Annotated in this window: 19 protein-coding genes and 1 tRNA gene; 9 read left to right on the top strand and 11 right to left on the bottom strand. The window is 71.0% G+C overall.

Going from position 1 to position 24987, the window contains the following annotated elements; translation table 11 throughout:
• Positions 1 to 9 precede the first annotated feature (9 nt).
• The 3 genes from ACFSCV_RS13475 (at position 10) to ACFSCV_RS13465 (ending at position 4883) form a co-directional block, all read left to right on the top strand.
• Positions 10 to 243, top strand: coding sequence for a hypothetical protein (locus ACFSCV_RS13475; RefSeq protein ID WP_378800095.1), 234 nt, complete (start codon positions 10 to 12; stop codon positions 241 to 243).
• A gap of 253 nt (positions 244 to 496) precedes the next feature.
• Positions 497 to 1666, top strand: coding sequence for an efflux RND transporter periplasmic adaptor subunit (locus ACFSCV_RS13470; protein ID WP_378800094.1), 1170 nt, complete (start codon positions 497 to 499; stop codon positions 1664 to 1666).
• A 43-nt stretch (positions 1667 to 1709) separates the two neighbouring features.
• On the top strand, positions 1710 to 4883 hold the full coding sequence (locus ACFSCV_RS13465; protein ID WP_378800093.1) for an efflux RND transporter permease subunit: 3174 nt from the start codon (positions 1710 to 1712) through the stop codon (positions 4881 to 4883).
• A 23-nt stretch (positions 4884 to 4906) separates the two neighbouring features.
• Here ACFSCV_RS13465 and ACFSCV_RS13460 read toward each other — a convergent pair whose 3' ends face one another.
• On the bottom strand, positions 4907 to 6997 hold the full coding sequence (locus tag ACFSCV_RS13460; RefSeq protein WP_378800092.1) for a PAS domain-containing protein: 2091 nt from the start codon (positions 6995 to 6997) through the stop codon (positions 4907 to 4909).
• Between the two features lie 241 nt (positions 6998 to 7238).
• A complete protein-coding gene (locus ACFSCV_RS13455) occupies positions 7239 to 8507 on the bottom strand; it encodes a serine hydroxymethyltransferase (protein ID WP_378800091.1) in 1269 nt (422 codons plus the stop codon).
• Positions 8508 to 8695: 188 nt separating this feature from the next.
• Here ACFSCV_RS13455 and ACFSCV_RS13450 point away from each other — a divergent pair, with 188 nt between their 5' ends.
• Entirely contained in the window at positions 8696 to 10171 is a 1476-nt protein-coding gene (locus tag ACFSCV_RS13450) for a protein adenylyltransferase SelO (RefSeq protein ID WP_465264209.1), read from the top strand.
• Positions 10172 to 10177: 6 nt separating this feature from the next.
• Here the strand turns inward: ACFSCV_RS13450 and ACFSCV_RS13445 are convergent, their stop codons facing one another.
• Both ACFSCV_RS13445 and ACFSCV_RS13440 read right to left on the bottom strand, forming a co-directional pair.
• A complete protein-coding gene (locus ACFSCV_RS13445) occupies positions 10178 to 11503 on the bottom strand; it encodes an LLM class flavin-dependent oxidoreductase (RefSeq protein WP_378800089.1) in 1326 nt (441 codons plus the stop codon).
• A gap of 126 nt (positions 11504 to 11629) precedes the next feature.
• Entirely contained in the window at positions 11630 to 12262 is a 633-nt protein-coding gene (locus tag ACFSCV_RS13440; RefSeq protein WP_378800088.1) for a hypothetical protein, read from the bottom strand.
• Positions 12263 to 12756: 494 nt separating this feature from the next.
• On the opposite strand from ACFSCV_RS13440, the gene ACFSCV_RS13435 reads away from it, so the two are divergent.
• Complete coding sequence (locus tag ACFSCV_RS13435) at positions 12757 to 12915, top strand: hypothetical protein (RefSeq protein WP_378800087.1); 159 nt, start codon at positions 12757 to 12759, stop codon at positions 12913 to 12915.
• A gap of 156 nt (positions 12916 to 13071) precedes the next feature.
• Here the strand turns inward: ACFSCV_RS13435 and ACFSCV_RS13430 are convergent, their stop codons facing one another.
• The gene (locus tag ACFSCV_RS13430; protein WP_378800086.1) at positions 13072 to 14016 is read right to left on the bottom strand and encodes a GlxA family transcriptional regulator; all 945 of its coding nucleotides are present in this window, start codon (positions 14014 to 14016) and stop codon (positions 13072 to 13074) included.
• 177 nt (positions 14017 to 14193) lie between these two features.
• Here ACFSCV_RS13430 and ACFSCV_RS13425 point away from each other — a divergent pair, with 177 nt between their 5' ends.
• Together ACFSCV_RS13425 and ACFSCV_RS13420 are read left to right on the top strand one after the other, a co-directional pair.
• Positions 14194 to 14640 carry a (2Fe-2S)-binding protein gene (locus ACFSCV_RS13425; RefSeq protein WP_271198889.1) on the top strand — a complete coding sequence of 149 codons (447 nt, stop codon included), beginning with the start codon at positions 14194 to 14196 and terminating at the stop codon, positions 14638 to 14640.
• Between the two features lie 13 nt (positions 14641 to 14653).
• Positions 14654 to 16906: a xanthine dehydrogenase family protein molybdopterin-binding subunit gene (locus ACFSCV_RS13420; RefSeq protein ID WP_378800085.1), complete on the top strand. Its 2253-nt coding sequence runs from the start codon at positions 14654 to 14656 to the stop codon at positions 16904 to 16906.
• 566 nt (positions 16907 to 17472) lie between these two features.
• Here the strand turns inward: ACFSCV_RS13420 and ACFSCV_RS13415 are convergent.
• Positions 17473 to 17547 (bottom strand) — tRNA-Gln (locus tag ACFSCV_RS13415).
• 93 nt (positions 17548 to 17640) lie between these two features.
• Between ACFSCV_RS13415 and ACFSCV_RS13410 the strand changes: the two genes are divergently transcribed.
• Entirely contained in the window at positions 17641 to 18552 is a 912-nt protein-coding gene (locus tag ACFSCV_RS13410) for an MBL fold metallo-hydrolase (protein ID WP_378800084.1), read from the top strand.
• Here the strand turns inward: ACFSCV_RS13410 and ACFSCV_RS13405 are convergent.
• The 4 genes from ACFSCV_RS13405 to ACFSCV_RS13390 form a co-directional block, all read right to left on the bottom strand.
• Positions 18549 to 19322 (bottom strand): DUF1499 domain-containing protein, encoded by a 774-nt coding sequence (locus ACFSCV_RS13405; protein ID WP_378800083.1) that lies wholly within the window; start codon positions 19320 to 19322, stop codon positions 18549 to 18551. The genes ACFSCV_RS13410 and ACFSCV_RS13405 overlap by 4 nt on opposite strands.
• A complete protein-coding gene (locus ACFSCV_RS13400; RefSeq protein WP_378800741.1) occupies positions 19319 to 20485 on the bottom strand; it encodes a M48 family metallopeptidase in 1167 nt (388 codons plus the stop codon). The genes ACFSCV_RS13405 and ACFSCV_RS13400 overlap by 4 nt, the downstream gene beginning before the upstream one ends.
• Positions 20486 to 20575: 90 nt before the next feature.
• On the bottom strand, positions 20576 to 21742 hold the full coding sequence (locus tag ACFSCV_RS13395; protein ID WP_378800082.1) for a YjgN family protein: 1167 nt from the start codon (positions 21740 to 21742) through the stop codon (positions 20576 to 20578).
• Between the two features lie 154 nt (positions 21743 to 21896).
• Positions 21897 to 23276, bottom strand: coding sequence for an aminotransferase (locus tag ACFSCV_RS13390; RefSeq protein ID WP_378800081.1), 1380 nt, complete (start codon positions 23274 to 23276; stop codon positions 21897 to 21899).
• Positions 23277 to 23464: 188 nt separating this feature from the next.
• Here ACFSCV_RS13390 and ACFSCV_RS13385 point away from each other — a divergent pair, with 188 nt between their 5' ends.
• Positions 23465 to 23797, top strand: coding sequence for a hypothetical protein (locus ACFSCV_RS13385; RefSeq protein ID WP_378800080.1), 333 nt, complete (start codon positions 23465 to 23467; stop codon positions 23795 to 23797).
• A 10-nt stretch (positions 23798 to 23807) separates the two neighbouring features.
• On the opposite strand, the gene ACFSCV_RS13380 is transcribed toward ACFSCV_RS13385, so the two are convergent.
• Positions 23808 to 24473 (bottom strand): extensin-like domain-containing protein, encoded by a 666-nt coding sequence (locus tag ACFSCV_RS13380; RefSeq protein WP_378800079.1) that lies wholly within the window; start codon positions 24471 to 24473, stop codon positions 23808 to 23810.
• Between the last annotated feature and the right edge of the window lie 514 nt (positions 24474 to 24987).

Below are 24987 nucleotides of genomic sequence, written 5' to 3'. Positions count from 1 at the left end.
AGAACTCCGATGAAGACCATCATGACCGCCATCGCCGCGACGCTTCTCGCCACCGCGGCCGCCCAGGCCGACGATCGCGGCGCGAATCGTCCCGCCACGTCCCAGCATGACCTCGACGCCCGCTACGGCGAGCGCATGCCCGTGTCGCTGGAGCGGAACCACGGCGAGCGTTCCGGCCGCCAGACGCCCGACGACGCCTATCGCGCGTCGGTCGAGTGGACCGGCAACGACAACGAAGGCTAATCCGCCGCGCCCCCGTGGCGGCCTTCCCGACGGGGCGGGCCGCAGGCGGATTGGCGGGGGCGCGGGGTTTCCCCTCGCGCCGCGTCCCCGCCCGTAGCGCCGAGAGGACCTGCGTCTTCAGCAGCGTCCCCCGCAGGACGCGGATCCTCTTGCGCTCGACCGGCCGCCGACGACATCGTGATCGCTCGTCGGCGGCCGGTGCTCTACTTTAGTTGCGCTGCAGCAAACGCCTCCTCGGTTCGGAGAACACAACATGCGGGTGGTCCGCGTCATCGGCCTCACATGCGTCGTCGCGATCGCCACAGCGGCCGGCTTCTACGGATGGGCGCGGGTCACCCCCTCGACCGCGCAGACCGCCGCGCCCCCGCCGCCCGCCGTCACGGTCGCGAGCCCGCTGGTGCGGCAGGTCACGGACTATGACGAGTTCACCGGCCGGTTCGAGCCGACGGCCACCGTCGAGGTGCGCCCGCGCGTGTCCGGCTATCTCACCGAGATCAATTTCAGGGACGGTCAGGTCGTCGAGGCCGGCCAGCTTCTGTTCGTCATCGACAAGCGGCCGTATCAGACCGCGCTCGCCCAGGCCGAAGCGCAGCTCGCGGGCGCGAAGGCGCAGCTCGCCTTCGCCGAGGCCGACGCCAAGCGCAGCCAGGAGCTGGTCCGCACCTCCAACATCGCCGTCGCGACCCACGAGCAGCGCATCCAGCAGCGCCAGGCCGCCGACGCCGCGCTGAAGACCGCGGAGGCGGCGGTGGCCCGCGCGCGGCTCGACCTCGAATTCACCGAGGTGCGTTCGCCTGTGCGCGGCCGCGCCTCGAACCGGCGCGTCGACATCGGCAACCTCGTCGTCGGCGACGGCGCCTCGACCGTGCTGACCACCGTCCTCGCCGAGGACGAGCTCTACTTCGTGTTCGACATCTCCGAAGGCGACCTGCTCGCCCGGCAGCAGCAGGTCGGCGGGACCGCGCGCGCCACGCAGGGCGTCAAGGTTCAGGCGCGGCGCGACGGCGAGGAGGGCTGGCCGCGCGAAGGCGTGCTCGACTTCCTCGACAACCGCCTGCAGGTCGGCTCTGGCACCATCCGGGCCCGGGCGACCTTCGCCAACGTCGATGCCGCCCTGACGCCCGGCCAGTTCGGCCGCATCCGCGTGCCCCGGGGCGAGCCCTACGACGCGCTGCTCGTGCCCGAGACCGCGATCCTCTCCGACCAGATCGAGAAGGTCGTGCGCGTGGTCGACGGCGAGAACGTGGTCCGCCAGCGCAAGGTCCGGCCGGGGCCGATCCAGCCCGGCGGCCTGATGATCGTGCGTTCGGGCCTGAACAGGGACGACCGGGTGATCGTCAACGGGCTGATGCAGGCGCGCGTCGGCGCGCCGGTGCGCCCGCAGCCCGCGGCGATCGAAGCCGCCGCCGCGCCGCAGAGCTGACGCTGACGCCGGCCCCGGCGCGTAAAAATTCGAGGACGGTCCCATGCGGCTCGCTCACTTCTGCATCGACCGGCCGATCTTCGCCGCGGTGCTCTCGATCCTGATCACGATGCTGGGCGCCGCGAGCTTCTTCTCGCTGCCGCTGTCGCAGTATCCTGAGATCGTGCCGCCGACGGTGGTGATCCGCGCGAACTATCCCGGCGCCTCGGCGCAGGTGGTCAGCGACACGGTGGCGACGCCGATCGAGCAGCAGATCAACGGCGTCGAGGACATGCTCTACATGTCCAGTCAGGCGACCGGCGACGGCCAGCTCACCACCACGATCACGTTCCAGCTCGGCACCGACCTCGACAAGGCGCAGGTGCTCGTCCAGAATCGGCTGTCGCTCGCGCTGCCCCGGCTGCCGGAATCGGTGAGCCGACAGGGGCTGACGGTCCGAAAATCCTCGCCGGACCTGCTGCTCGCGGTGCATATGCGCTCGCCCGACAACAGCCGCGACCAGCTCTACATCTCGAACTACGTGAACCTGACGATCCGCGACGTGCTGGCGCGCATCGAGGGCGTCGGCGACGTGCGCATGCTCGGCGCGCAGGACCTGTCGATGGTGGTCTGGCTCGACCCCGACAAGGCGGCGGCGCGCAACCTCACGGCCGGCGAGATCGTGTCCGCGCTCAGGGCGCAGAACGTGCAGATCTCGGCGGGCGTCGTGAACCAGCCGCCGACCGCGACGTCGCGCGCCTACCAGCTCAACGTCGAGGCGCTCGGCCGGCTGACGCAGCCGGAGCAGTTCGCGAACATCGTCATCAAGAGCGAGGAGGGCAGGGTGACGCGCGTCCGCGACGTCGCCCGCGTGGAGGTCGCGAGCCAGACGGTCACCGACCGCACCTACATCAACGAGTCGCCCGGCGTCGGCATCGGCGTGTTCCAGCTGCCGGGCGGCAACGCGCTCGCCACGGCGGACGAGGTGCGCGCCACGATGGCGGAGCTTTCGAAGAACTTCCCTGCCGGCGTCGAGTACCAGATCAACTTCGACCCGACGCGCTTCGTCTCGGCCTCCGTCTACGCCGTCTACGCCACCATCATCGAGGCGGTGATCCTGGTGGCGCTGGTGGTGATCCTGTTCCTGCAGCGCTGGCGCGCCGCGATCGTGCCGATCGCCGCCATCCCGGTGTCGCTGATCGGGACCTTCGCCGTGCTCGGGGCCTTCGGCTATTCGCTCAACACTATCTCGCTGCTCGGGCTCGTGCTCGCGATCGGCATCGTGGTCGACGACGCCATCATCGTGGTCGAGAACGTCGAGCGAAACCTCGAGAAGGGGATGACGCCGAGAGAGGCCGCCCACGTCACCATGGACGAGGTCGGCGTCGCGCTGGTCGCGATCGGCCTCGTGCTGATGGCGGTGTTCGCGCCGGCGGCGTTCATGCCCGGCATTCCCGGCCAGTTCTTCGAGCAGTTCGCCATAACGATCTCGGTCGCGACGCTGATCTCGGTGTTCGTGTCGCTGACGCTCAGCCCAGCCTTGTGCGCGGTGCTGCTGAAGCCCCACACGCACGAGACCCACGCCCGGCCGCGCTTCTGGGGAACGCGCGCGCTCCACTGGTTCTTCGGCTGGTTCAACCGCGGCTTCGACTGGATGTCGGACCGCTACGGCCGCCTGACCGCCCGGCTCCTGCGCATCTCCACCCTCGCGCTCGTCGTCTATCTCGGCTTCGTCGGCCTCGCCGGCTGGCAGCTCATGCGCGCGCCGACCGGCTTCATCCCCGATCAGGACCAGTCGCTGCTCGTCACCATCGTCAAGCTGCCGCCCGGATCGTCGCTCGAACGGACGGACGCCACGATGGTCCAGATCGCGGAGCGGCTGAAGGCGATCGAGGGCGTGCAGGTCGCGGTGTCGAGCAGCGGCATCGACGGCGCCACCGGCGTCAACGCGTCGAATGTCGGCCGCGTCTTCACCGTGCTGAAGCCGCATGAGGAGCGCGGCCGGGCGCTCAATCTCCGGACGATGCAGGCCAAGGTGAACGCCGCGCTCGCCGGCATCCAGGACGCGCAGATCGTGACCGTGCTGCCGCCTTCGGTGCGCGGCATCGGCACGACCGGCGGCTTCAAGCTGATGGTGACGAGCCAGATGGGCGCCTCGGCCGAGGAGATCGCGAAGGTCGCGAACGACGTCGTCGCCGCCGCCAACCGGGAGCCCTCGCTGTCGCGCGTCTTCACGCCCTTCGACACCGGCACGCCGAAGATCTTCGCCGACATCGACCGCGTGAAGTCCGAGATGATCGGCGTGCCCGCCGACCGCGTGTTCGAGGCGCTCGAGGTCTATCTGGGCTCCGCCTACGTCAACGACTTCAACCTGCTCGGCCGCACCTACCGCGTCGCCGCGCAGGCGGACAGCTCCTTCCGGCAGGACGTGGAGGCGATCGGCCGCTACCGGACCCGCAGCGACAGCGGCGAGATGGTGCCGCTGAGCTCCGTCGCCTCGTTCAGCGAGATGACCGGCGCCTACCGCGTGCCGCGCTACAACCTCTACCAGGCGGCCGAAATCCAGGGCTCCGCCGCTCCGGGCTTCTCGTCCGGCGACGCCATGGCGACCATGGAGCGGGTCGCGGCCGCGACGCTGCCGCCGGGCTTCGGCTTCCAGTGGACCGAGCTGTCGCTGCAGGAGAAGCTCGCCGGCAACTCCGGAATGCTGGTCTTCCTCGCCTCCGTGGCGCTGGTGTTCCTGCTGCTCGCCGCCCAGTACGAGAGCTGGACGCTGCCGCTCGCGATCGTGCTGATCGTGCCGATGTGCCTACTCGCGGCGGTGACGGGCCTCAACATACGCGGCATGCCGGTCGACATTCTGGCGCAGGCGGGATTCGTGGTGCTGATCGGACTCGCGGCGAAGAACGCCATCCTGATCGTCGAGTTCGCCAAGCAGAACGAGGAGGCGGGCCAGAGCCGCGCCAAGGCCGCGATCGCCGCCGCCAAGACCCGCCTGCGGCCGATCCTGATGACGTCGCTCGCCTTCATTCTCGGCGTGCTGCCGCTGGCGCTCGCCACCGGCGCGGGCGCCGAGATGCGGCAGTCGCTCGGGACGTCGGTGTTCTACGGCATGATCGGCGTCACGATCTTCGGGCTGATCTTCACGCCGGTGTTCTATGTCGTCTGCCGCGCGCTCTCGCGCGAGCCGAAGCCCTCGGCGGCGCCGCATGGGGCGGCGCCCGCGCCCGCCGAATGACCTGGCTCGTCAGCCGGAGATGATCATCCGGAGGTGATCATCTCGCGGATGCGGGCGCCGAGGGCGTCGACCACGAACGGCTTGGTCAGCACCGCCATGCCCGGCTCCAGATGGCCGGAGTTCAGGGCCGCGTTCTCGGCGTAGCCGGTGATGAACAGGACCTTCAGGCCGGGCCGGGCGGCGCGGCCCGCGTCCGCCATCTGGCGGCCGTTCATGCCGCCGGGCAGGCCGACGTCCGTCACCAGCAGGTCGATCCGCACGTCCGACTGCAGGATCCGCAGGCCGGCGACGCTGTCCGCCGCCTCGATCGCGGCGTAGCCGAGGTCCTCGAGAACCTCGGTCACGAGCATCCGCACGGTGGGCTCGTCGTCCACCACCAGCACCGTCTCGCCCTGCTCCGCGCGGGGGGCGATGATCGCGCCGCCGAGCGGGTCGGCCTCCTCCAGTTCGCCGATGTAGCGCGGCAGGTAGAGGCACACCGTCGTGCCTTGCCCGACCTCGGAGTAGATCCGCACCTGTCCGCCGGACTGCTTCGCGAAGCCATAGATCATGCTGAGCCCGAGGCCGGTGCCCGCGCCGATCGGCTTGGTCGTGAAGAACGGATCGAACGCCTTCGCCATCACCTCCGGCGTCATGCCGGACCCGGTGTCGGAGACGCAGAGGGAGAGGTACTGCCCGATGGGCACGTCGTGGGTGCGCGCGGCGCGTTCGTCGAGCCAGCGGTTCGCGGTCTCGACCACCATCCGGCCGCCGTCGGGCATGGCGTCGCGCGCGTTGATGCAGAGGTTCAGCAGCGCGTTCTCGAGCTGGGAGGGATCGACCAGCGCGGGCCAGAGCCCCGACGCGCCGATGACCTCGAAGTTCACGGACGGGCCGACCGTGCGCCGGATCAGATCCTCCATGCCGTGGATCAGCCGGTTCACGTTTGTGGGCTTCGGCGCCAGCGTCTGGCGGCGCGAGAACGCGAGCAGGCGATGGGTCAGGGCGGCGGCGCGCCGAGCCGCGCCCTGCGCGACGTTGATGTAGCGCTCGACGTCGTGGACGCGGCCCTGGCTGAGGCGCGTCTGCATCAGCTCCAGGCTGCCGGAGACGCCCGCGAGCAGGTTGTTGAAGTCGTGCGCAATGCCGCCCGTGAGCTGGCCGATCGCCTCCATCTTCTGCGCCTGCCGCAGCGCGGCCTCGGTCTCGCGCAGCCGGTCCTGCTCGGCGAGCCGGTCGGTGACGTCGTAGACGAACTGGTACGCGCCGATCGGCGCGCCGTCGGCGTCGCGCAGCGTGCTGAAGCGCATCTCGTAGTGCCGGACCTCGCCGCCCGGATCGCTGAACGCCGCGATCTCGACGAACTCCTCGCCGGCGAGCGCCCTGGCCCAGATGGCTCGGACGGCCTCGCGCTGCTCCGGCTGCCCCTCCAGCAGCTCGAGCATGTTGTCGCCGACCTTCGGGCGCACGCCAAACAAGCGCTCGAACTCCTGCGCGCCGGAGCGGTTGATCGCGCGCCAGACGAAGTCCTTGTCGACGACATGGATGTAGGCGGTGGTGGCCTCGAAGACGTCGGCCAGGAGCTTGCGTTCGGCGAGCGTCTCCGCGATCCGCGTCTCCAGCGTCTCGTTGAGGCGCTGCAGCTCGGCTTCGGCGCGTTTCCGGGCGGTGATGTCCTGGAACAGCACGGCGACCTGGCGGAGGCTCGGCGGCTCCAGCCGGAACGCCGCGAGCTCCAGGTGACGGCCGGTGGCGACCAGTTCGCGCTGGAAGCGGATTGGCTTCCCGGTCCGCAGCACGCCGCCATAAAGCTCGACCCAGCCGTCGGCCTCCTCCGCGACCATCTCGCGCAGCTTCTGCCCGACGACGTTCGGAATGCCCGCATGGGCGGCGTAGGCGGCGTTGGCCTCCACATGGATGTAGTCGCTCAACGGGCCGTGGGGGCCGTCGAAGAACTCGATGACGCAGAAGCCCTCGTCCATCGCGTCGAACAGCGCGCGGTAGCGCTGCTCCTGCACGTTGACCGCGGTCTCCCCCCGGCGCCGTTCCGCGCCCACCTGCTCGCGCAGCCGCGCGTTCTCGGCTTCAAGCGCGCGCGTCCGGTCCAGAAGTTTCGCGATGTCGTCCGGGCTCATGGCCGACGCCCCGGCCGGGTCGAAGAGCCGAAGGAGGCGAGGACGATCGGCATGCGGTTTCCGGAACGGTGCTGAAGGGCATTGCAGGCGGGGTCGCGAGCTTCCGGAAAATAGCCGCTTTCCGGCGGCGGGCCACGAAATGTTTTCGCAAACAGCGCACGTCGGAGCGCCTGTCGCGGCCGCCTCCCGGCGCGCCGTACCGATACGCAGGACGGGTAGGAACGGTTCCCGCGGGCGGACATCACATGTCGGGATAGATCGGATGGGCGCGGCAAAGCGCGCGCACCTCGTCGCGGACGCCCGCGATCAGGGCCGTGTCCGAGGGCGCGTGCGCGATCCGGGCGATCCAGCCGCCGATGCGGCGGAACTCGTCGACGCCGAAGCCGCGCGTCGTGCCGGCGTTGCTGGACAGGCGCAGGCCGGACGGCGCCTCGGCCGGGCGTTCGTCGAACGGGATCAGGTTCTTGTTGGCGGCGAGGCCGGCCTTCTCCAAGGCCTTCGCGGCGACGTCGCCGTCGACGCCCTGGTTCACGAGATCGACCAGCGCCATGCTGGTGTCCGTGCCGCCGCCCACAAGCCTCACGTTCGCGGCGGCGAGCGTCTCCGCCAGCGCGCGGGCGTTCGCGACCGCCGCCTCGTTGTAGGCGCGGAATTCGGGCCGGAGCGCCTCTCCGAAGCAGGCGGCCTTCGCCGCCACCTCATGGAGCATCACCGAGCCCTGCACGCCGGGAAACACGCCGTGGTTGATCCGGTCCGACAGCGCCGCGTCGTTCCACAGCACGATCGCGCCGCGGGCGCCGCGCAGCGACTTGTTGGTCGTGGTCGTCACCACATGGGCGTGGGGAAACGGGTGCGGATAGACGCCGGCGGCCACGAGGCCCGCGAAATGCGCCATGTCCACCATCAGCCAGGCACCGACCTCGTCGGCGATCGCCCGGAAGCCGGCGAAGTCGAGCGTCCAGGCGTAGGCCGAGCCGCCGGCCACGATGATCCGCGGGCGGCTCTCCAGCGCGAGCGCGCGCACCTCGTCGAGATCGACGCGCTCGGTCTGGCGGCTGACGCCATAGTGCGCCACGCGATAGTCGCGCCCGGTCAGGGTCGCGGGGTGGCCGTGGCTGATGTGCCCGCCGGCGGCGGTCTTCATCGACAGGATCGTGTCGCCGGGAGCCAGCAGCCCGAGGAACACGCCGTTGTTGGCGTTGGAGCCGGAATGGGCCTGCACGTTGGCGAAGCGGCAGCCGAACAGCCTGGTCGCCCGCTCGATCGCGAGCGCCTCGACCGCGTCCGCGAACTCCGCGCCGCCGTAGTAGCGGGCATAGGCGGGACCCTCGACGGTCTTGTTGGTGAGCACCGAGCCCTGCGCCTCCAGCACCAACCGGGAGACGATGTTCTCCGAGGCGATCAGTTCGATCCCGTCCCGCTGCCGCTCCAGTTCGCCGCGCAGCGCGGCCGCAAGGTCAGGGTCCGCGTCGAGACCCTGCGTGAAGTAGCCATCGTGCAGCACGGACATCGGCGTCGTTCCATGAGGGAGCCAAGCGGAGGCGCGGCGGGCGGCGCGCTTCGGAGGGGGCCGGACCGTCGCCCGCGTCCCGTCGCGGCGTCAAGGCCGGGGAGGGGGCGCTTCCGTCGGCGCGCCTTGCGCCCATATAGCGGGGGAGGCGGCGATGACGCCGCGCGGTCGGGGAGCGATCCCGCGAGGTGATGATGCTCATACCCTTCGACAACAGCTACGCCCGGCTGCCCGAGGCGTTCCACCGCCCCACGCCGCCGACGCCGGTGGCCTCGCCCCGTCTGGTGGCGTTCAACCGGCCGCTCGCGGCCGAGCTCGGTCTCGACGCCGCGGCTCTGGCGGAGGCCGAGGGAGCGGCGGTCTTCGCCGGCAACGTGGTCGCCGCGGGCTCCGAGCCGATCGCGACCGCCTATGCCGGACATCAGTTCGGCCAGTTCGTTCCGCAGCTCGGCGACGGGCGCGCCATCCTGCTGGGCGAGGTGGTGGACCACGCCGGCGCCCGCCGCGACATTCAGCTCAAGGGCGCCGGGCTGACGCCGTTCTCCCGGCGCGGCGACGGTCGCGCGGCCCTCGGGCCGGTGCTGCGAGAATATCTCGTGAGCGAGGCGATGGCCGCGCTCGGCGTGCCGACCACGCGCGCGCTCGCCGCCGCCACGACCGGCGAGGCGGTGCTCCGCGAGCGACCGCTGCCCGGCGCGGTGCTGACGCGGGTGGCCTCCAGCCACATCCGGGTCGGCACCTTCCAGTTCTTCGCCGCGCGCGGGAACGTCGCCGCGCTGAAGGATCTCGTCGACCATGTGGTCGCCCGGCACTATCCTGAGGTCGCCGAACGCCCCGACCGCGCTCTCGCCATGTACGAGCGGGTGGTCGCGCGGCAGGCGGCGCTGGTCGCGCAGTGGATGCATGTGGGCTTCGTCCACGGCGTGATGAACACCGACAACTGCTCGATCGCCGGCGAGACGATCGATTACGGCCCCTGCGCCTTCCTCGACGCCTACGACCCGCGGGCGGTGTTCAGCTCCATCGACCAGCACGGGCGCTACGCCTTCGCGAACCAGCCCGGCATCGCGCAGTGGAATCTGGCGCGGCTGGCGGAGTGCCTGCTGCCGCTGCTGTCGGAGGACCAGGACGCCGCCGTCGCTGAGGTCACCCTGGCGCTGAGCGCCTTCGCGCCGGCCTTCGAGACGGCGCGGCTCGACGGCTACCGCCGCAAGCTCGGCCTGACCGGAGACCGCGAGGACGACGGCGAGCTCGTGCAGGACCTGCTCGACCGCATGGCCGAGGGCCGGGCCGACCACACGCTGACCTTCCGCCGTCTCTCCGCCGTCGCGGGCGGCGACGCGGAGGCGGGGCCGCGCGACCTGTTCGACGATCCGGCGCTCTACGACGCGTGGGCGGTCCGCTACGTGGCGCGGCTCGGCCAGGAGCCGGGCGATCCGGCCGCGCGGCGGGAGAGCATGGAGCGGGTCAATCCCGCGATCATCCCGCGCAACCACAATGTGGAGGCCGCGCTGCAGGCCGCGGTCGAGGACGACGATTTCGCGCCGTTCGAGGCCCTCGCGGCGGCCCTCGCCGACCCTTACGCGCGCTCGGCCGACGACAGCGTCTACGCCGCGCCGCCGCCGAAGGACGCCGGGCCCTACCGCACCTTCTGCGGCACGTGAGGCGCCTCAGTCCGGGAAGAAGCGGTTCTCCGGCCGCGGCAGGCCGAGATGCTCCCGCAGGGTGCGGCCCTCGTAGGCGGTGCGGAAGATCCCGCGCCGCCTGAGCTCCGGAACCACGCGGTCGACGACGTCGTCGAGCCCCTGCGGCAGATAGGGGAACATGACGTTGAAGCCGTCGCAGCCTTCCGCTTCCAGCCATTCCTGCATCTGGTCGGCGACCGTTTCGGGCGTGCCCACGAAGGCGAGCCCGGAATAGCCGCCGACGCGCTGCGCGAGCTGCCGCACCGTCAGATTCTCCCGGCGCGCGAAGCCCATGATCTTGTCCTGGCTGCTGCGGCTGGCGTTGGTCGGCGGCAGTTCGGGAAGCGGCGCGTCGGGGTCGAAGCCGGAGACGTCGTGTCCGAGCATGGTGGAGAGCGAGCCGAAGCCGCTGTCCACATGCACCAGCGAATCCAGCGTCGCGCGCTTCGCCCGCGCCTCGTCGACGCTGTCGCCGACGACGATGAAGGCGCCGGGCAGGATCTTGATGTGGTCAGGGTCGCGGCCCGCGGCGGCGGCCCGGCGCTTCACGTCGGCGTAGAACGCCTGCGCCTCGCCAAGCTTCGTCGGCGCGCAGAACACGGCGTCGGCGGTCTCGGCGGCGAGCTGGCGTCCCGGCTCCGATGCGCCCGCCTGCACCACGACCGGACGTCCCTGCGGCGAGCGCGCGATGTTGAGCGGTCCGCGCACCGAGAAATGCGGGCCCTTGTGGTCGAGCCGGCGCATCCGGTCGGGGTTCACGTAGACGCCGGCCTCGACGTCGCGCACGAAGGCGTCGTCGGCGAAGGAATCCCAGAGCCCGACGACCACGTCGTAGAACTCCCGCGCCCGGGCGTAGCGGGCGTCGTGCTCCATGTGCTCCTCGAGCCCGAAGTTGAGCGCCGCGTCCGGGTTGGAGGTGGTCACCACGTTCCAGCCCGCCCGGCCGTCCGAGATGTGGTCGAGCGAGGCGAAGCGCCGGGCGACATGGTAGGGCAGGTCGAAGGTGGTGGAGCCGGTCGCGACGAGGCCGATGCGCTCGGTCACGGCGGCGAGCGCCGACAGCAGCGTGAAGGGCTCGAACGAGGTCACCGTGTGGCTTCGCTTCAGCGCGTCCGGCGGCATGTTCAGCACGGCGAGATGGTCGGCCATGAAGAAGGCGTCGAAGGTCGCCTCCTCGAGCCGCTGCGCGAAGCGCTTCATGTGGCCGAAGTTGAAGTTCGCGTCGGCATAGGAGCCGGGATAGCGCCACGCGCCGGTGTGCAGGCTCACCGGACGCATGAAGGCGCCGAGCTTCAGTTGTCGCGTCGCCATCGGTCGCAGATCCCTCACAATGCGCGTTGGGCGCCGACGCTGGCCGCGGCGGCGCCTTTCTGGGATCGCGAGACTAACCTCTGTCGAAGCGGGCAGGGAGGCGACGGGACGCCTCCCTGCGATGCGTCAGCGCGGACCGTGGCGATCGCCGTGCGGGCCGGGGCCGTGACGGTCAGGGCCGTGCCGGCCGCGCTCGCCATGGCGCGGGCCGAGCGGCATGCTGTCGAGCTGGGCGATCTGCTCCGGGGTGAGCTTCTGGCGCAGGGCCTCGGCAGCCGCCTTCAGCGTCTTGGCCTTCTCGGCGCGTTCGATGGTCCGGTCGGCCATGCGGTCGGCGAAGTCGAGCACGCCGCGCGGACGGTCGGGACCCCGCTCGTCGCCGTCCGGGCCGGGACGCGGGCCGGCGGGACGCGGCGGCTTGACGAAGTCGACCGCCGCGGCGGTGAAGGCGCGCCAGGTGTCGAGCTGGTCGCCGCGGACCCCGATCGCGACCTCCGCGGCCGCGAGCCGGCCGGCGAGCTTGAGGGCGAAGTCCTCGCCCTTCCGGCGGGCCTTGTGCATGGGGCCGTGGCCATGGCGGGGGCCATGGGCGTGGCGTTCGCCCCTGCCGTCCCGTTCCGCCTGATGCGGCGCCGGCGGCTGGATCTGGGCGCTTTGGGCCGGCGCGGGCTGCGCCTGCGACGCCGCGGTCAGCGCGAACACGCTTGTCGCGGCGGCCGAGGCGGTGACGAAAGCGATGGCGAGAGCGGTTTTGCGCAATTCTAGTACTCCAGGAAAGACGCACGAAGTTCGCGTTGAGCAGCGGGGGCGTTCAAAGGCGAAAGTACGAACGTCGACATGAATGGTCATTCATGATCTGCTTCAATCCTTGATCACGACGTTCGACGACTGACACGCGGGAACGTCGACAACCATGCGGATATTTGAGTCACGTGCTCGTGAGCTGGCGCGGGCGAGCATCCCGTCGCCGGCGGCCATGCCCGCCGCTGATTGACGTAGTGATGTCGGGTAGAACGGCGGCGATGATGGCGACCGGCCGCTTCGTCGACCTGTCGGCGACAGGCCGCGCGGCGTCGCCGTCTGGCGCAGGCCTTCAAACAGCCTTGATGGCTATCTATATGACGGTCACCGAAAGGCCTGCGACAGCGCCGATATCGAGCGCGCCATGGCCGTTTGGTTCCCGACACTTTTACATCGACGGCTCACGCGCGCAGTCTTGCGACTGCGAAATCCCGTGAGGCCACAAGGAAAATATGAAGAAGCACGCCATCGCCCGGCCCGCAGCAGCGCGGCCGGCGCCCCATCAGATTCGCACGCCGACGACCTCCAGGGCGACCAAAGCCTGGAAGCCCGAGCCAAGCGCGATCTCACGCGCGGAAATGCGCGAGATCATCATCGAGATGATCGGCTGACCGCAATCGTCCAGATCACGAAAGCCCGCCTTCACAGGCGGGCTTTTTCGTTCTGAATGAGCGGACCTTTGCAGGCGGGCGTTTGATCGCTTCGTGCCGCCTGACCTCCGCCGCCGGCGCGCTGGCGAAGCGCCGCTGCGTCCTCGCTACGAGGGCTCACGCGGCCGCCAGTCGCGCGCTCCGGCGGACGGCCTGGGGAGGCTGGCCGAGCGTTCGCAGGAAGGCGCGCCGCATGCGGTCGGGGTCGGCGAAGCCGGTCTCACGCGCGATCTCGTCGTTGGGCAGCCGGCCTTCCTCGATCAGCCGCCGCGCCGCCTCGACCCGCAGCGTCTCGATCGCCTTGGCCGGCGACTGCCCGGTCTCCGCGCGGAACGCCCGGCTGAACTGACGCGGACTGAGGTTCGCCGTCTCGGCCAGCCGCTCGACGGAGAGCTCCAGCCGCAGGTTCTCCCGCGCGAAGGCCAGCGCGCGCTGGATGCGGTCGGAGGAGGGCCGCATCTCCAGCATCGCCGAATACTGCGACTGCCCGCCGGTGCGCAGGTGGTACATCACCATGCGCCTGGCGATGTCGCGGGCGACCTCGGCGCCGAGGTCCACCTCGACGATCGCGAGCGCGAGGTCGATGCAGGCGGTCATGCCGGCGGACGTCCAGACGCCGTGGTCCTCGATGAAGATGCGGTCCTCCTCCACCCGCACGGCGGGAAAGCGGCGCTGCAGCTCGCGCGCCTTGGCCCAATGCGTGGTCGCGCGACGGCCGTCGAGCAGGCCGGCTTCGGCCGCGACGAAGGCCCCGGTGCAGATCGCCGCCACCCGGCGGCTGACCTTCGCCGCGCGCCGCACGAAGGCGACCAACCCGGGCGAGTCCTCGAACACGGCGCTCGTCCCGCAGACGAACAGGGTGTCGAAATCCGCCGCGCCGAACGGCCGGCTGTCCACCTTCGCTCCGAAGGAGCTCCGGACCAGGCCGCCGCGCTCCGAGACGACCTCGATGGCGTAGACCGGAGCGTCCACGGCCTCGTTGGCGAGCTCGAACACGGTCCCGACCGCGAGGTCGAGGGCCTGAAAGCCCGGAAAGATGACGACGCCGATCCTGCGGTTCATGTCTGGAAAAGCCGGAAAAATGACATTTGGGCCATTTTGCTACGCTTCTAAACTGAGGCGGTCAACCAGGGCGACGAAGGCGGCGTCATGGCGGTCGTCGGCGTGGGCGCGTCCTTGATGAAGGCCGTCTCTCTGGCGCCGGCGCGCCTTCGATCTGATCCTCAGATGGAGGGAGCCATGTACGAGATCGACGTCAACGGTGAGAAGCGTCAGGCGGATGTCGAGGCCGGCACGCCGCTGCTCTGGGTGCTGCGCGACACGCTCGGCATGACGGGCACGAAATACGGCTGCGGCATCGCCCAGTGCGGCGCCTGCACGGTCATAGTGGACGGCGCCGCGATGCGCTCCTGCCAGTTCCCGGTCGAAGCCGTCGGCGACTCCAAGGTCACGACCATCGAGGCGATCGAGCAGGACGAGGTCGGCCGCAAGGTGGTGGAGGCCTGGGTCGAGGCGCAGGTGCCGCAATGCGGCTACTGCCAGTCCGGCCAGGTGATGGCCGCGACGGCGCTGCTGAAGGAGACGCCCAAGCCCTCCGACCAGGACATCGCCGACGCGATGACCAACCTCTGCCGCTGCGGCACCTACAATCACATCGCGAGCGCCGTCCGGCGCGCCGCGGCCTGATCGGGAGGCTTCGATGAACGATCTCTCGCCGCTCGACGTCTCGTCCGCCGCGCCTCTCGTTCCGGACGAGGGCGTCGCGAACCTCTCTCGCCGTCGCTTCCTCGGCGTCGCCTCCGGCGCGCTGGTGCTGGCGGTCGCGCTGCCCCATCGCCGCGCCCTGGCGCAGGCCGAAGGGGCGGGGGCGATCGCGCCCAAGCCCGGCACGCGGGTGCCCGCCTTCCTCGAACTCCGCCCCGACGGCTCGGTGAAGCTGCTCAGCGCCTTCATCGAGGGCGGGCAGGGCATCAACACCGCCATGGCCCAGATCGTCGGCGAGGAGCTCGACGTCGATCCCGCGCGCTTCGAGGTGGAATGCGCGCCGCCCGGCCCCGATTACGCGCTGGTCAACGGTCTCCGGATGACGGGCGGCAGCTTCTCGGTCCGGTCGAGCTACGCGGCCATGCGCCGGCTCGGCGCCACCGCGCGCGAGATGCTGATCCGCGCCGCGGCCGGCCGCCTCAAGGTTCAGGACAGCGAGCTTACGACCGAGGACGGCAAGGTGGTGCACGCCGCCTCCGGCCGCTCGCTGAGCTACGGCGAGCTCGCCGCCGAGGCGCTGCTGCTGCAGCCGAAGGAGGAGGTCCCCCTCCGCGACCCGGCGACCTTCCGCTACATCCGCAAGCCGGTCGCCCGGCTCGACGTGCGCGACAAGTCGACCGGAAAGGCGGTCTACGCCATCGACCAGAAGGTCGACGGCATGCTTTACGCCGCCGTGACCCACGCGCCGGTGTTCGGCACGGAGCCTGAAGCGCTCGACAACGAGGCCGAGGTCAAGGCGATGCCGGGCGTGCATTCGGTGCACAAGCTCCCGAGCGCGGTGGCGGTCGCGGCCGACAGCTGGTGGCGCGCGCGCAAGGCGGTCGAGGCGCTGAAGGTGCGCTGGTCCGAGCCGCCGAAGGACGGGCTCGACGCCATGTCCTCGAGCTTCTCGTCCGAGGGCCTGCTCGCCACGCTGAAGGGCGCGAAGGAGAAGGGACTGCCGTCCGAGACGGAAGGCGACGCCGACGCCGCCTTCGCCAAGGCCGCCAAGGTGATCGAGGCTGAGTACGACGCGCCCTATCTCGCCCACGCGCAGCTCGAGCCGCCGTCGAGCATCGCCCGCTTCAACCCCGACGGCGCGCTCGACCTCTGGGTCCCGAACCAGATGCCGGAGCTGTTCCAGGCGATCGCCGCCAAGACCGCCGGGATCGCCCCCGAGCAGGTGAAGATCCATTCGCCGCTGCTCGGCGGCTTCTTCGGCCGGCACTTCGCCTACGGGCCCTCGAACCCGTTCCCGCAGGCGATCCTGCTCGCCAAGGCGACGGGCAAGCCGGTGAAGGTGCTGTGGTCGCGCGAAGAGGAGTTCCTGAACGACGCGGTGCGGCCCCTGAGCTTCAGCCGCTTCCGCGCCGCGCTCGACGCCTCCGGGCGGCCGACCGCGATCGAGGTGAAGACCGTCGGCGAAGGCCCGATCGCGCGCTGGTTCGGGGCGATCTTCAAGAACCCGGTGGATTCCTCCGCCGTCGAAGGCATCGTCGAGAAGCCCTACGCCATCCCGAACCGGAAGATGGAGTTCCTGAAGATCGCGCATCCCGTGAACATCGCCTTCTGGCGGTCGGTCGGGCACTCGATGAACGACTTCTTCTACGAGAGCTTCTTCGACGAGATCGCCGAAGCGGGCGGTAAGGACCCGTTCGAGCTGCGGCTGGCGCTGCTGAAGGACAAGCCGCGCCACCTGAACCTTCTGAAGGCGGTGGCGGAGCTTTCCGGCGGCTGGAAGCGCGGGCCGTATGACGCCGATGGCGGCAAGCGCGCCCGCGGCGTGGCGATGGCCTCGCCCTTCGGTTCGGAGACCGCGACCATCGCGGAGGTCTCCATCGCGGGCGGCGAGGCCAAGGTCCACCAGCTGTGGATCGCCATCGATCCCGGCTCGATCGTCAATCCGGCGATCGTGAAGGCGCAGGTGGAGTCGGCCGCCGCGCTCGGCCTGTCGTCGGCGCTGTTCGAGCAGATCGTCTACAAGAACGGCGAGCGGCAGGCGAAGAACTACGACGCCTACCGCATTCTGTCGCGCGACCACATGCCGGAGGTTCACGTCACGATCGTCGAGAGCGGCGAGCCGATGGGCGGCATCGGCGAGCCGGGCCTGCCGGGCGTGCCGCCCGCGGTCGCCAACGCGCTCGCGGCGCTCAGCGGCCAGCGCGTGCGCAGCCTGCCGATGGCGAACACCAAGCTGTCGGGAGCCTGAGCGGGAGGGGTCGGGGCGCGAAAGCGGTCGTCATGACGTGCGCGGCGGACATGGTCTCCGCCGCGCACAAGCCGCGCCCCGCTCCCGGTCGCCGAGACCCTGGCGCGAGCGGGAGGCAGAGAAGATTGTCTTGGACGGCCTTTCCTTCGTTCCGACGGCGCCCGCCGTAGCCCGCTCCGGGCGGCGGGCGCGAAAGCCGTCGTGGTCATCGCGCTCCGGCGCCCGCATGACCGTCGCGGCCGGGATGGCGAACGGCCGTGCGCGTCACCGGCTGGCGCGGCTGCAGCCTGCGCAAAAATCCCGGCGTACCGCCCTTGTCTCCGTCGCGCGCGCCCAGGATTTGCCGGGCCGCCGCCGTGACTATCCCAGGCGATGACAGAGGGATAGCCGCCGAGCGAGCCTATAAGTTCAGAGATCGAGGTCTAGCGGCAACTCAGGCGGCCCTCTGGAATTCGCCGGCCTTAGCCTACAAGTTCAGAGATTGCGGTCCGATCGCGGCAAAAAAATCCCGCGTCATCCCGCGCGCTCTGACTTCATCGGTCTGCGCAGCCGAACGTTTTCGGATCTGGCTGGGGCGGGAGGATTCGAACCTCCGCATGGGGGAATCAAAATCCCCTGCCTTACCGCTTGGCTACGCCCCAACGATCGCTTAAGCGCTCGACGCGAGCGGGATGGATAGCCGGAAGCGCGGGGCGGCCGCAACTCCGGCGAGGGGCTTATCCGAAAGGAACGCGATGGCGGAGGAGCTGGTCTTCGACCGGGCGCGCGACGCGGTCGCGGGCGAGGCGCAGCGCGTCGCGCCGCTAGTGCGCCGCGTGCTGGCGCCGAACCCGTCGCCCTTCACCTTCACCGGCACCAACTCCTACATCGTCGGCGAGGGGCGGGTCGCGATCATCGATCCGGGCCCGGCGTCGGAGGCGCATGTGGCCGCGCTGCTGGCGGCGACCACCAGGGAGACGGTCGAGGCCATCGTCGTCACCCACAGCCATCTCGACCATGTGGGCGCGCTCGCGGCGCTGAAGGCCGCGACCGGCGCGGAGGTCGTGGGCGCCGGGCCGCACCGGCCGTTCCGCGCGCCGCTCGACGGCGAGGCCGCGCGGCTCGACGCCTCCTCCGACGCCGATTACCGCCCGGACCGGGAGCTCGCCGACGGCGAGGCCGTGTCGGGGCCGGGCTGGACGCTGACGGCGGTCGCGACGCCCGGGCATACCGCGAACCATCTCGCCTTCGCGCTGCCGGAGGCCGGCCTGCTGTTTCCCGGCGACCACGTGATGGCGTGGTCGACCTCGATCGTGGCGCCCCCGGACGGCGCGATGGGGCCTTACGTCGCCTCGCTCCGCAGGCTGATCGACAGGCCGGAGGAGCTCTATCTTCCTGGCCACGGGCCCGCGCTGCGCCAGGCGCGCGCGTTCGCCCGCCATCTGCTCGGCCACCGCCTGATGCGCGAGACCGCGATCCGCGCGCGGCTGGAGGAGGGGCCGCGCCGCATCCCCGATCTCGTCGCCGATCTCTATCGCGGGCTCGATCCCGGCCTCGTCGGCGCCGCCGGCCTGTCGGTGTTCGCCCATCTCGAGGACCTGGTCGCGCGCGGGCTCGCCGCCACCGACGGGCCGCCGCGGCTTTCGGGGCTTTACCGCGCGGCTTAAGGCGCGGCCGCGGCCGCGAGGTCGGCGAGGAAGCTGCGGACGCGCTCGGCGGCGGCGCCGAAATCGGCCGCGCCGATCCGGGCGGCGGAGCGCATGTCGACGCGCGCGCCGTCGTCGCCGTCCGGGCGGATGCGGATCGCGACGTCATCGTAGAGCCCGAGAACCGGCGTGCGCGCCGTCGCCTCGAACGAGGTCCGCGTCGGGCCGCCTCGGGGGTAGGAGGTCGGCCCCAGCAGCCGCCAGCCGCGCTGCTCGATCAGGCCGATCACGAGGCCCGCGGCGTCCTCCGGCGGCACGGCGAGGCGCAGCGGCGCGATCTCGGGATAGGCGGCCTTCTGCGCTTCGGCCTGCGCGGGCGTGATCGCGCCGGGCTTGCGGTCGACGCGCGCGCGCGTGAAGGCGGGGGGATCGGCGAGATCGGTCGAGACGTCAGGGACCTGCGGTTTCCCGAAGGCGCGGCCGGCCACATAGGCGGGTCCGGCGAGCAGCGCGGCTGCGATCGCGATGGCGAACAGCGCGCGCACGCCGCCGCGCGCGCCGGTGCGCCAGACGATGACCGCGCCGATCACGCCGACGACCGCCGCGAGCGCCGCGACGCCGAGCCCGGCGAGCACCGCGACGAAGCCCGCGAACGGCTCGACCGCCCCGGCGCGCAGCGCGACCAGCGCGAAGGCGGTGGCCGTCAGGGCGAACAGCGCCAGAGTCAGCGCCGCGCGCGCGACGCGCGAGCGCGGTCGGACCGGCGGCTTCAGGTCGAGCAACAGGTTCATTCGTCGTCCGCCGGCGCGGCTTTGCCGCAGATCGTCTTCAGCGCGGCGAACGCGGCGTCGTCCAGCAGCGGCGTCGTGGGCTTTGGCCCCGCCGCGGCGTCGATCGCCTTGCGCCGCTCGGCGGTCGCGGGATGCGACGCCAGATAATCGAGCGCGGAGCGGCGGTCGCGCGCCTCCGGCTCGCCCTTCTTCTCGTCTTCCGCCTCTTCTTCCTTCTCCTCCTGGGTGAGCCGCGTCAGCAGCGTCCCGAGGCCGCGCGGGTCGCCTCCGATCCGGCGCATCAGATCGACGGCGTAGGAATCCGCTGCGGTTTCCGCGTCGCGGGAGTAGGAGGCGTCGATCAGGGTGCGCGCCATGAACACCGCCGCGCCGCCGCCGGTCACGTCGCCGAGCACGAAGCCGAGCAGGAACGAGGTTCCGCCGGCCTGCAGGGTGCGGCGGGCGCCGTCGCGGTGCGCCACATGCGCGATCTCGTGCGCCAGCACGCCGGCGATCTCATCGGCGTTCTCGGCTTCGCGGATCAGGCCGTCGAACAGGTAGATGCGGCCGCCGGGCAGGGCGATGGCGTTGGGGATGCCGCTGCGCACCGCCGTGACCTCGATCGGCACGGGAAGGCCCGCCGCGTCCGAGAGACGGCCGACCAGCTTGTCGAGCGCGGCCCGGCCCGGCGCCTCCTCCGCCCCGTCGCCGCAGCCGAAGGAGCCGCCGCGGGTCGGAAGGATCATGCGGATCTGCGCGTCCGCGGCCGCGCCCATGCGCTGGTCCACGCTCCAGGGCAGCAGCGGCGTCACCCGTTCGGCGAGCGCGGGCACGCCGAACACCGCGAACAGCGCGAGCGAGGCCACCGCCGCGAAGCTCCAGAGCACGACCCGGCGCGCGCCGCCGCGCTCTTCCGCCTGCCTTTCGGCGATCCGGACGGAGCGGCGGCGCACCGCGTCGATCAGGCCGGCGTCGCGCAGTTCGAGGCGGGCGAGCGGCGGCCCGCCCTCGCGGGTGAGCCGCAGCAGGCCCGGCGGACTCGCGAGCGCGCGGATGTCGGCGTAGGGCCAGATCGCGAGCCGGCGGCCGTCCGATCCGACGAGCGCGAGCATGTCGCCCAGCACGAGGTCGACCTCATGCCGCCGGCTGGTGAGACCGTCGAAATAGACGCCCCTCGCTTCCATGCTCACGCTACGCGTTCTCCCGCCGCCCGCTTCGCCCGATCATTGCCCGACCCTGCGCGCGGTCGCCATCTCCCGCGCGCAGGGCGCCCGTCAGAAGCCGCCGAAATCGAGCGCGTCGGCGACGCCTTCGCCGAAGGCGTTGGCGGGAGGCTCGCCCGACTGCGCCGCGGTCAACGCGCCGAGACCAGAGATCGCGACGCTCTCGAACGATTTCCGCCAGATCGGCCGCACGCCGAACAGCTGCCACAGCGCCGCGAAGATCAGCGCCGCGATGAAATAGGCCATCACGGCGAGGATGATTCCGACGAGCGGCGGCTCGGTTCCGTCGCCGAGCAGGCCGGCGGCGTAAAGCGCGTAGCCGACGACGACAGCCACAAGCGCCGCCGCGACGAAGAACAGCAGCGCGATGCCGGCATAGGCCAGATAGACCTTGAAGAAGGCGAACAGGCCGAGATCGCAGCGCGCCGTCGCGGGGCCGACGCTGCAGCCGTTCGCCCACCAGCGGAACTCGATCGCGAGATAGAGCGGCACGAGGACGGCGACGCCGAAAATCGTCAGGTTGATGATCCAGTGCGCCGCGGAGAAGCCGGGGCCCGTCGGGTCGGGGTCCAGCGTGCCGTAGACGACGATGATGGCGATGGGGCCGAAGATCAGCGCCACGGCGACGAGCCAGAGCAGGATTCCGCGCTTAAACAGCTCGCCGCCGGTCGCGCTGAAGGCGCCCTGCTGGTCGCCGTACCAAGTGTGAGACAGCTTGTAGCGCTCCAGGCTCGCCCGCATGAACGGGAAGGCGAGGCCGAGCGTGAGCAGGGTGAGCAGCGCCCAGGCGATCGAGCGCCAGGCGTAGGTCCAGCCCGAGCCGGTCTGCTGGAAGCGCACCCCGCGCCAGATCGTGCGCGTCAGCCGGTAGCGGCGGGCGCGGTAGAGCGCGTATTGCGCCAGCACCACGATGCCGAAGGTGGCGACGAGCTGAACCACCAGCCCCGCGATCGGGCCCGCGAGCGTCGCGATCAGGAAGATCGCGCCATAGGCCGGAATCAGCACCGCGAGCGCGATCAGGAAGCCGATGAACAGCTCGACGCCGCGCCCGGTGTATTCGAGCAGGTCGCCGTCGACCTCGGTGTTGTTCCAGAGGAACCGCCGCACCTCGGTCTGGTACCAGAAGCGGTAGAGCCCGAGCGTCACCACCGTGAGGAACAGGCCCTTCAGCACCAGCGGGAACATGGCGCGGGCCGTGCCGTGAAACCGCGGCCGCACCGCGTCTTCTATCGTCGCTTGATCCAATTCGTCTCCCCCGTATCTGCGGCTGAGGCGTCCCCAGCCTCCGAAACGGTTAGATCACGCGACCGTCAGAGATGCGAGACGATCGTTCGACAACCTGTTGGAGCGGTTCCAGACAGGCGGATGGCCTTTACGCCGCCCGCAGGTTCTCCGCCCCCGCCCACTGGTCGGCGCGGTCGAGCGCGGTCTCCAGCCGGTCGAACAGCAGGTCGAGCTCCGCCGCGGTGATGACCAGCGGCGGGCAGATCGCGACGGCGTCGCCGATCGCGCGCACGATCAGGCCTTCCTCCTGAGCGAAGGCCACGATCTTCGCCGCGACGCCGGCCTTCGGGTCGAAGCCGCGCCTGGTCGCCTTGTCGGCGACCGCCTCCACCGCGCCGACTAGGCCGACGCCGCGGGCCTCGCCGACGAGCGGGTGGCCGCCGAGCGCCTTCAGCCGGCTCTGGAACTGCGGGATCAGGCCGTTGACGTGGCCGAGCACGTTCTCCCGCTCGTAGATCTCGAGCGTCCGCAGCGCGACCGCCGCCGCGACCGGGTGGCCGGAATAGGTGAAGCCGTGGCCGAAGACGCCGATCTTCTCGCTCTGGCGGGAGAGCGCGTCGTCGATCCAGTCCGGGATGATGACGCCCGCGATCGGGACGTAGGACGACGACAGCGCCTTGGCGATCGAGACGGTGTCGGGCTTCATCTTCATGGCGGTGGAGCCGAACCACTCGCCGAGCCGCCCGAAGCCCGTGATGACCTCGTCGGCGATCAGCATGACGTCGTGCTTCTCCAGCACCGCCTGGATCTTCGGGTAGTAGGTCTCCGGCGGCACGATCACTCCGCCCGCGCCCATGACCGGCTCCGCGATGAAGGCCGCGACCGTCTCCGGCCCCTCGGCCTCGATCTGGGCGTCGAGCTCGGCGGCGAGCCGGGTCGCGAACTCCTCCTCGCTCTCGTCCGGCCGTCCGAAGCGGTAGTGGTGCGGGCAGGCGGCGTGGCGCACGCCGGCGATCGGCAGGTCGAAGTCGATGTGGTTGTTCGGCAGGCCGGTGAGGCTCGCGCTGGCGACCGTCACCCCGTGATAGCCCTTGATCCGCGAGATGATCTTCTTCTTGGCCGGCCGGCCGAGCGCGTTGTTGACGTACCAGACCAGCTTGACCTGGGTGTCGTTGGCCTCGGAGCCCGAATTGCAGAAGAACACCTTGGCCGCGGGCGTCGGCGAGAGCTCCTTCAGCTTCTCCGCCAGCGCGATCGCGGGATCATGGCTCTTGCCCGTGAAGAGATGCGCGAAGGGCAGCTTGCGCATCTGTTCGGCGGCGACCTCCACCAACTCCTCGCGGCCGTGGCCGAGCGCGTTGCACCACAGCCCCGCCATGCCCTCGAGATAGGGTTTGCCGTCGACGTCGTAGACGAACACGCCCTCGCCGCGCTCGAGGATCAGCGAGCCCTGTCGCGGCAGCGTCGCGAGGTTGGAGTAGGGGTGGAGCACGGTCGCCACGTCGCGGGCCTGAAGGTTCGTCAGCATCTCGAACGCCTTGTTCCGTCGGTGCGGTTGATGGCCGGAGGCATAGGCGATCGGGCGGATGCGGGAAAGCCGGAAGGCCATCGGCGCGGTGGCGAAAAAAATTGCTCGCGCGCCGCAAAATTAAGTGGAACCTTAGTCGAAGTCGGTCGTTAAATCGCTCGACAGTCCTCCGTCTCCCCGGTCTCGCCATGCGGCTCGTTTTCGTCGTCGCTACCCTTGCGTTCGCGGCCTACGCGTCGCTCGAGGACGTCACTTATCTGCGTGGCGGCGGCTTTGCCGGAGAGCTTCCCGAGCATCGCCGGATCGAGGTGGTGTCGTCGGAGAGCTGCGGCGAGGTGGTCGCGCGGGCCGAGCGCACCCTCGGCGCGGAGCACGGCATCACCTGCGAGCGCGTGCCGCTCGCCCGGCACTGGGCGAACGTCGCCCGCGACACGATCGAGAGCCGCAGGGTGACCGAGGTGGTGCTGGCGCCGCTGCGGACCGAGGCCATGGCGCGCTCGGCCGCCGACACGCTGCGCTGAACGCTGCGACTCAGTCCTCGCTCCACCGGCACACTTTCGACGCCGCGCTGCGCCGCTTGCGCAGGTCGAGGTGGAGATGGTCCTCGTGATAGCCGTCCGAACCCGGTCCGAGCACGGTCATGAACTTGGCGCAGGCCGAGGGTTTGATCGTCCGGGCAAGGGTTTGCGGCATCTGCTTGTGGTAGATTCCGAGCTCGCGCCCGTCCTTGAATCCGACGCCTGAGACATCGACCGCATTGGCCAGTCCGTGCTCGCTCATCTTGGCGTTGGGGCGGTTGTTGCGGCCGCGGCAGATGTAGGACGCGGCGGTCCGCACCTCGGTCAGCGCCGCGCCGTCGCGGGCGGCCGCGGGCGCCCAGTCGTCGCGGACGAGCGCGACGAAGGCGGAGGCCGCGCCGCAGCGCAGGATCGCCGGCGGCTCGATCGCGACCGTGGAGCCGTCGCGCAGCCGGACGGCCGACAGTTCGACCGGCAGCGGCGCGCCGCAGGAGCCGGCGCCGATCAATGCCGGCAGCGGCTTCGCCACCGCGGCGGCGTTGCGCGCCAGCGCGCGGCATTCCGGATCGCGCTCGCGCGCCTGAGGGTCCGGCGCGACCACGGGGGGTGGCGTGTCGGCGTCGGGCGGTCCCGGCAGGGGCGGCGACCCGAGCGGCGCGCGGGGCAGGGCGGCGGCCATGACCGGAGCCGCCTCATCCGAGCCGCTCCGCGCCGGCGGCAGCGGCACGCCCGGCGCGGGAGGCCCCGCAGGTACTGCCTCGAGCTCCCCCTGCTCGCGCGGCGAAGGCAGCGGCCGGAGCGGTTCGGCCGGCGGCGACGGCCGCAGCATCGCGAAATCGAGCGACGGCGGCGGAGACGCCTCCGGCTCGGTCGCAGGGGCGATCGGCGCGCCGCCGTCGGCGCGCGCGGCCTCCTCGGTCGGGACGGCCTCCTCGGATGGGACGGGCTTGGGCGGCGCTTCCGGCTGCGGCTCCGCTCGGGTTTCGACTGTCCCACGATCGGGCGCGGACGGCGGAATCGGGACCGGAGCCTGCCGGACGGGGGCAGGTCTCGCCTTTCGCGGGCGGCGATTGGGGCGGGCCGGCTCGGACCAGGGAAGGCTGAACGGAAACGCGGAGCGGCTCTCGCGGGCGTCCGCAGGGACCGGGAGCCATCCTCCGGCCGGCGCCGCCAGCAGCGCGCAGACGGCCAAG

The sequence above is a fragment of the Methylopila henanensis genome, assembly GCF_042681025.1.
GTDB classification, from domain to species: domain Bacteria; phylum Pseudomonadota; class Alphaproteobacteria; order Rhizobiales; family Methylopilaceae; genus Methylopila; species Methylopila henanensis.
This window is presented reverse-complemented; position numbering and strand designations above follow the sequence as displayed.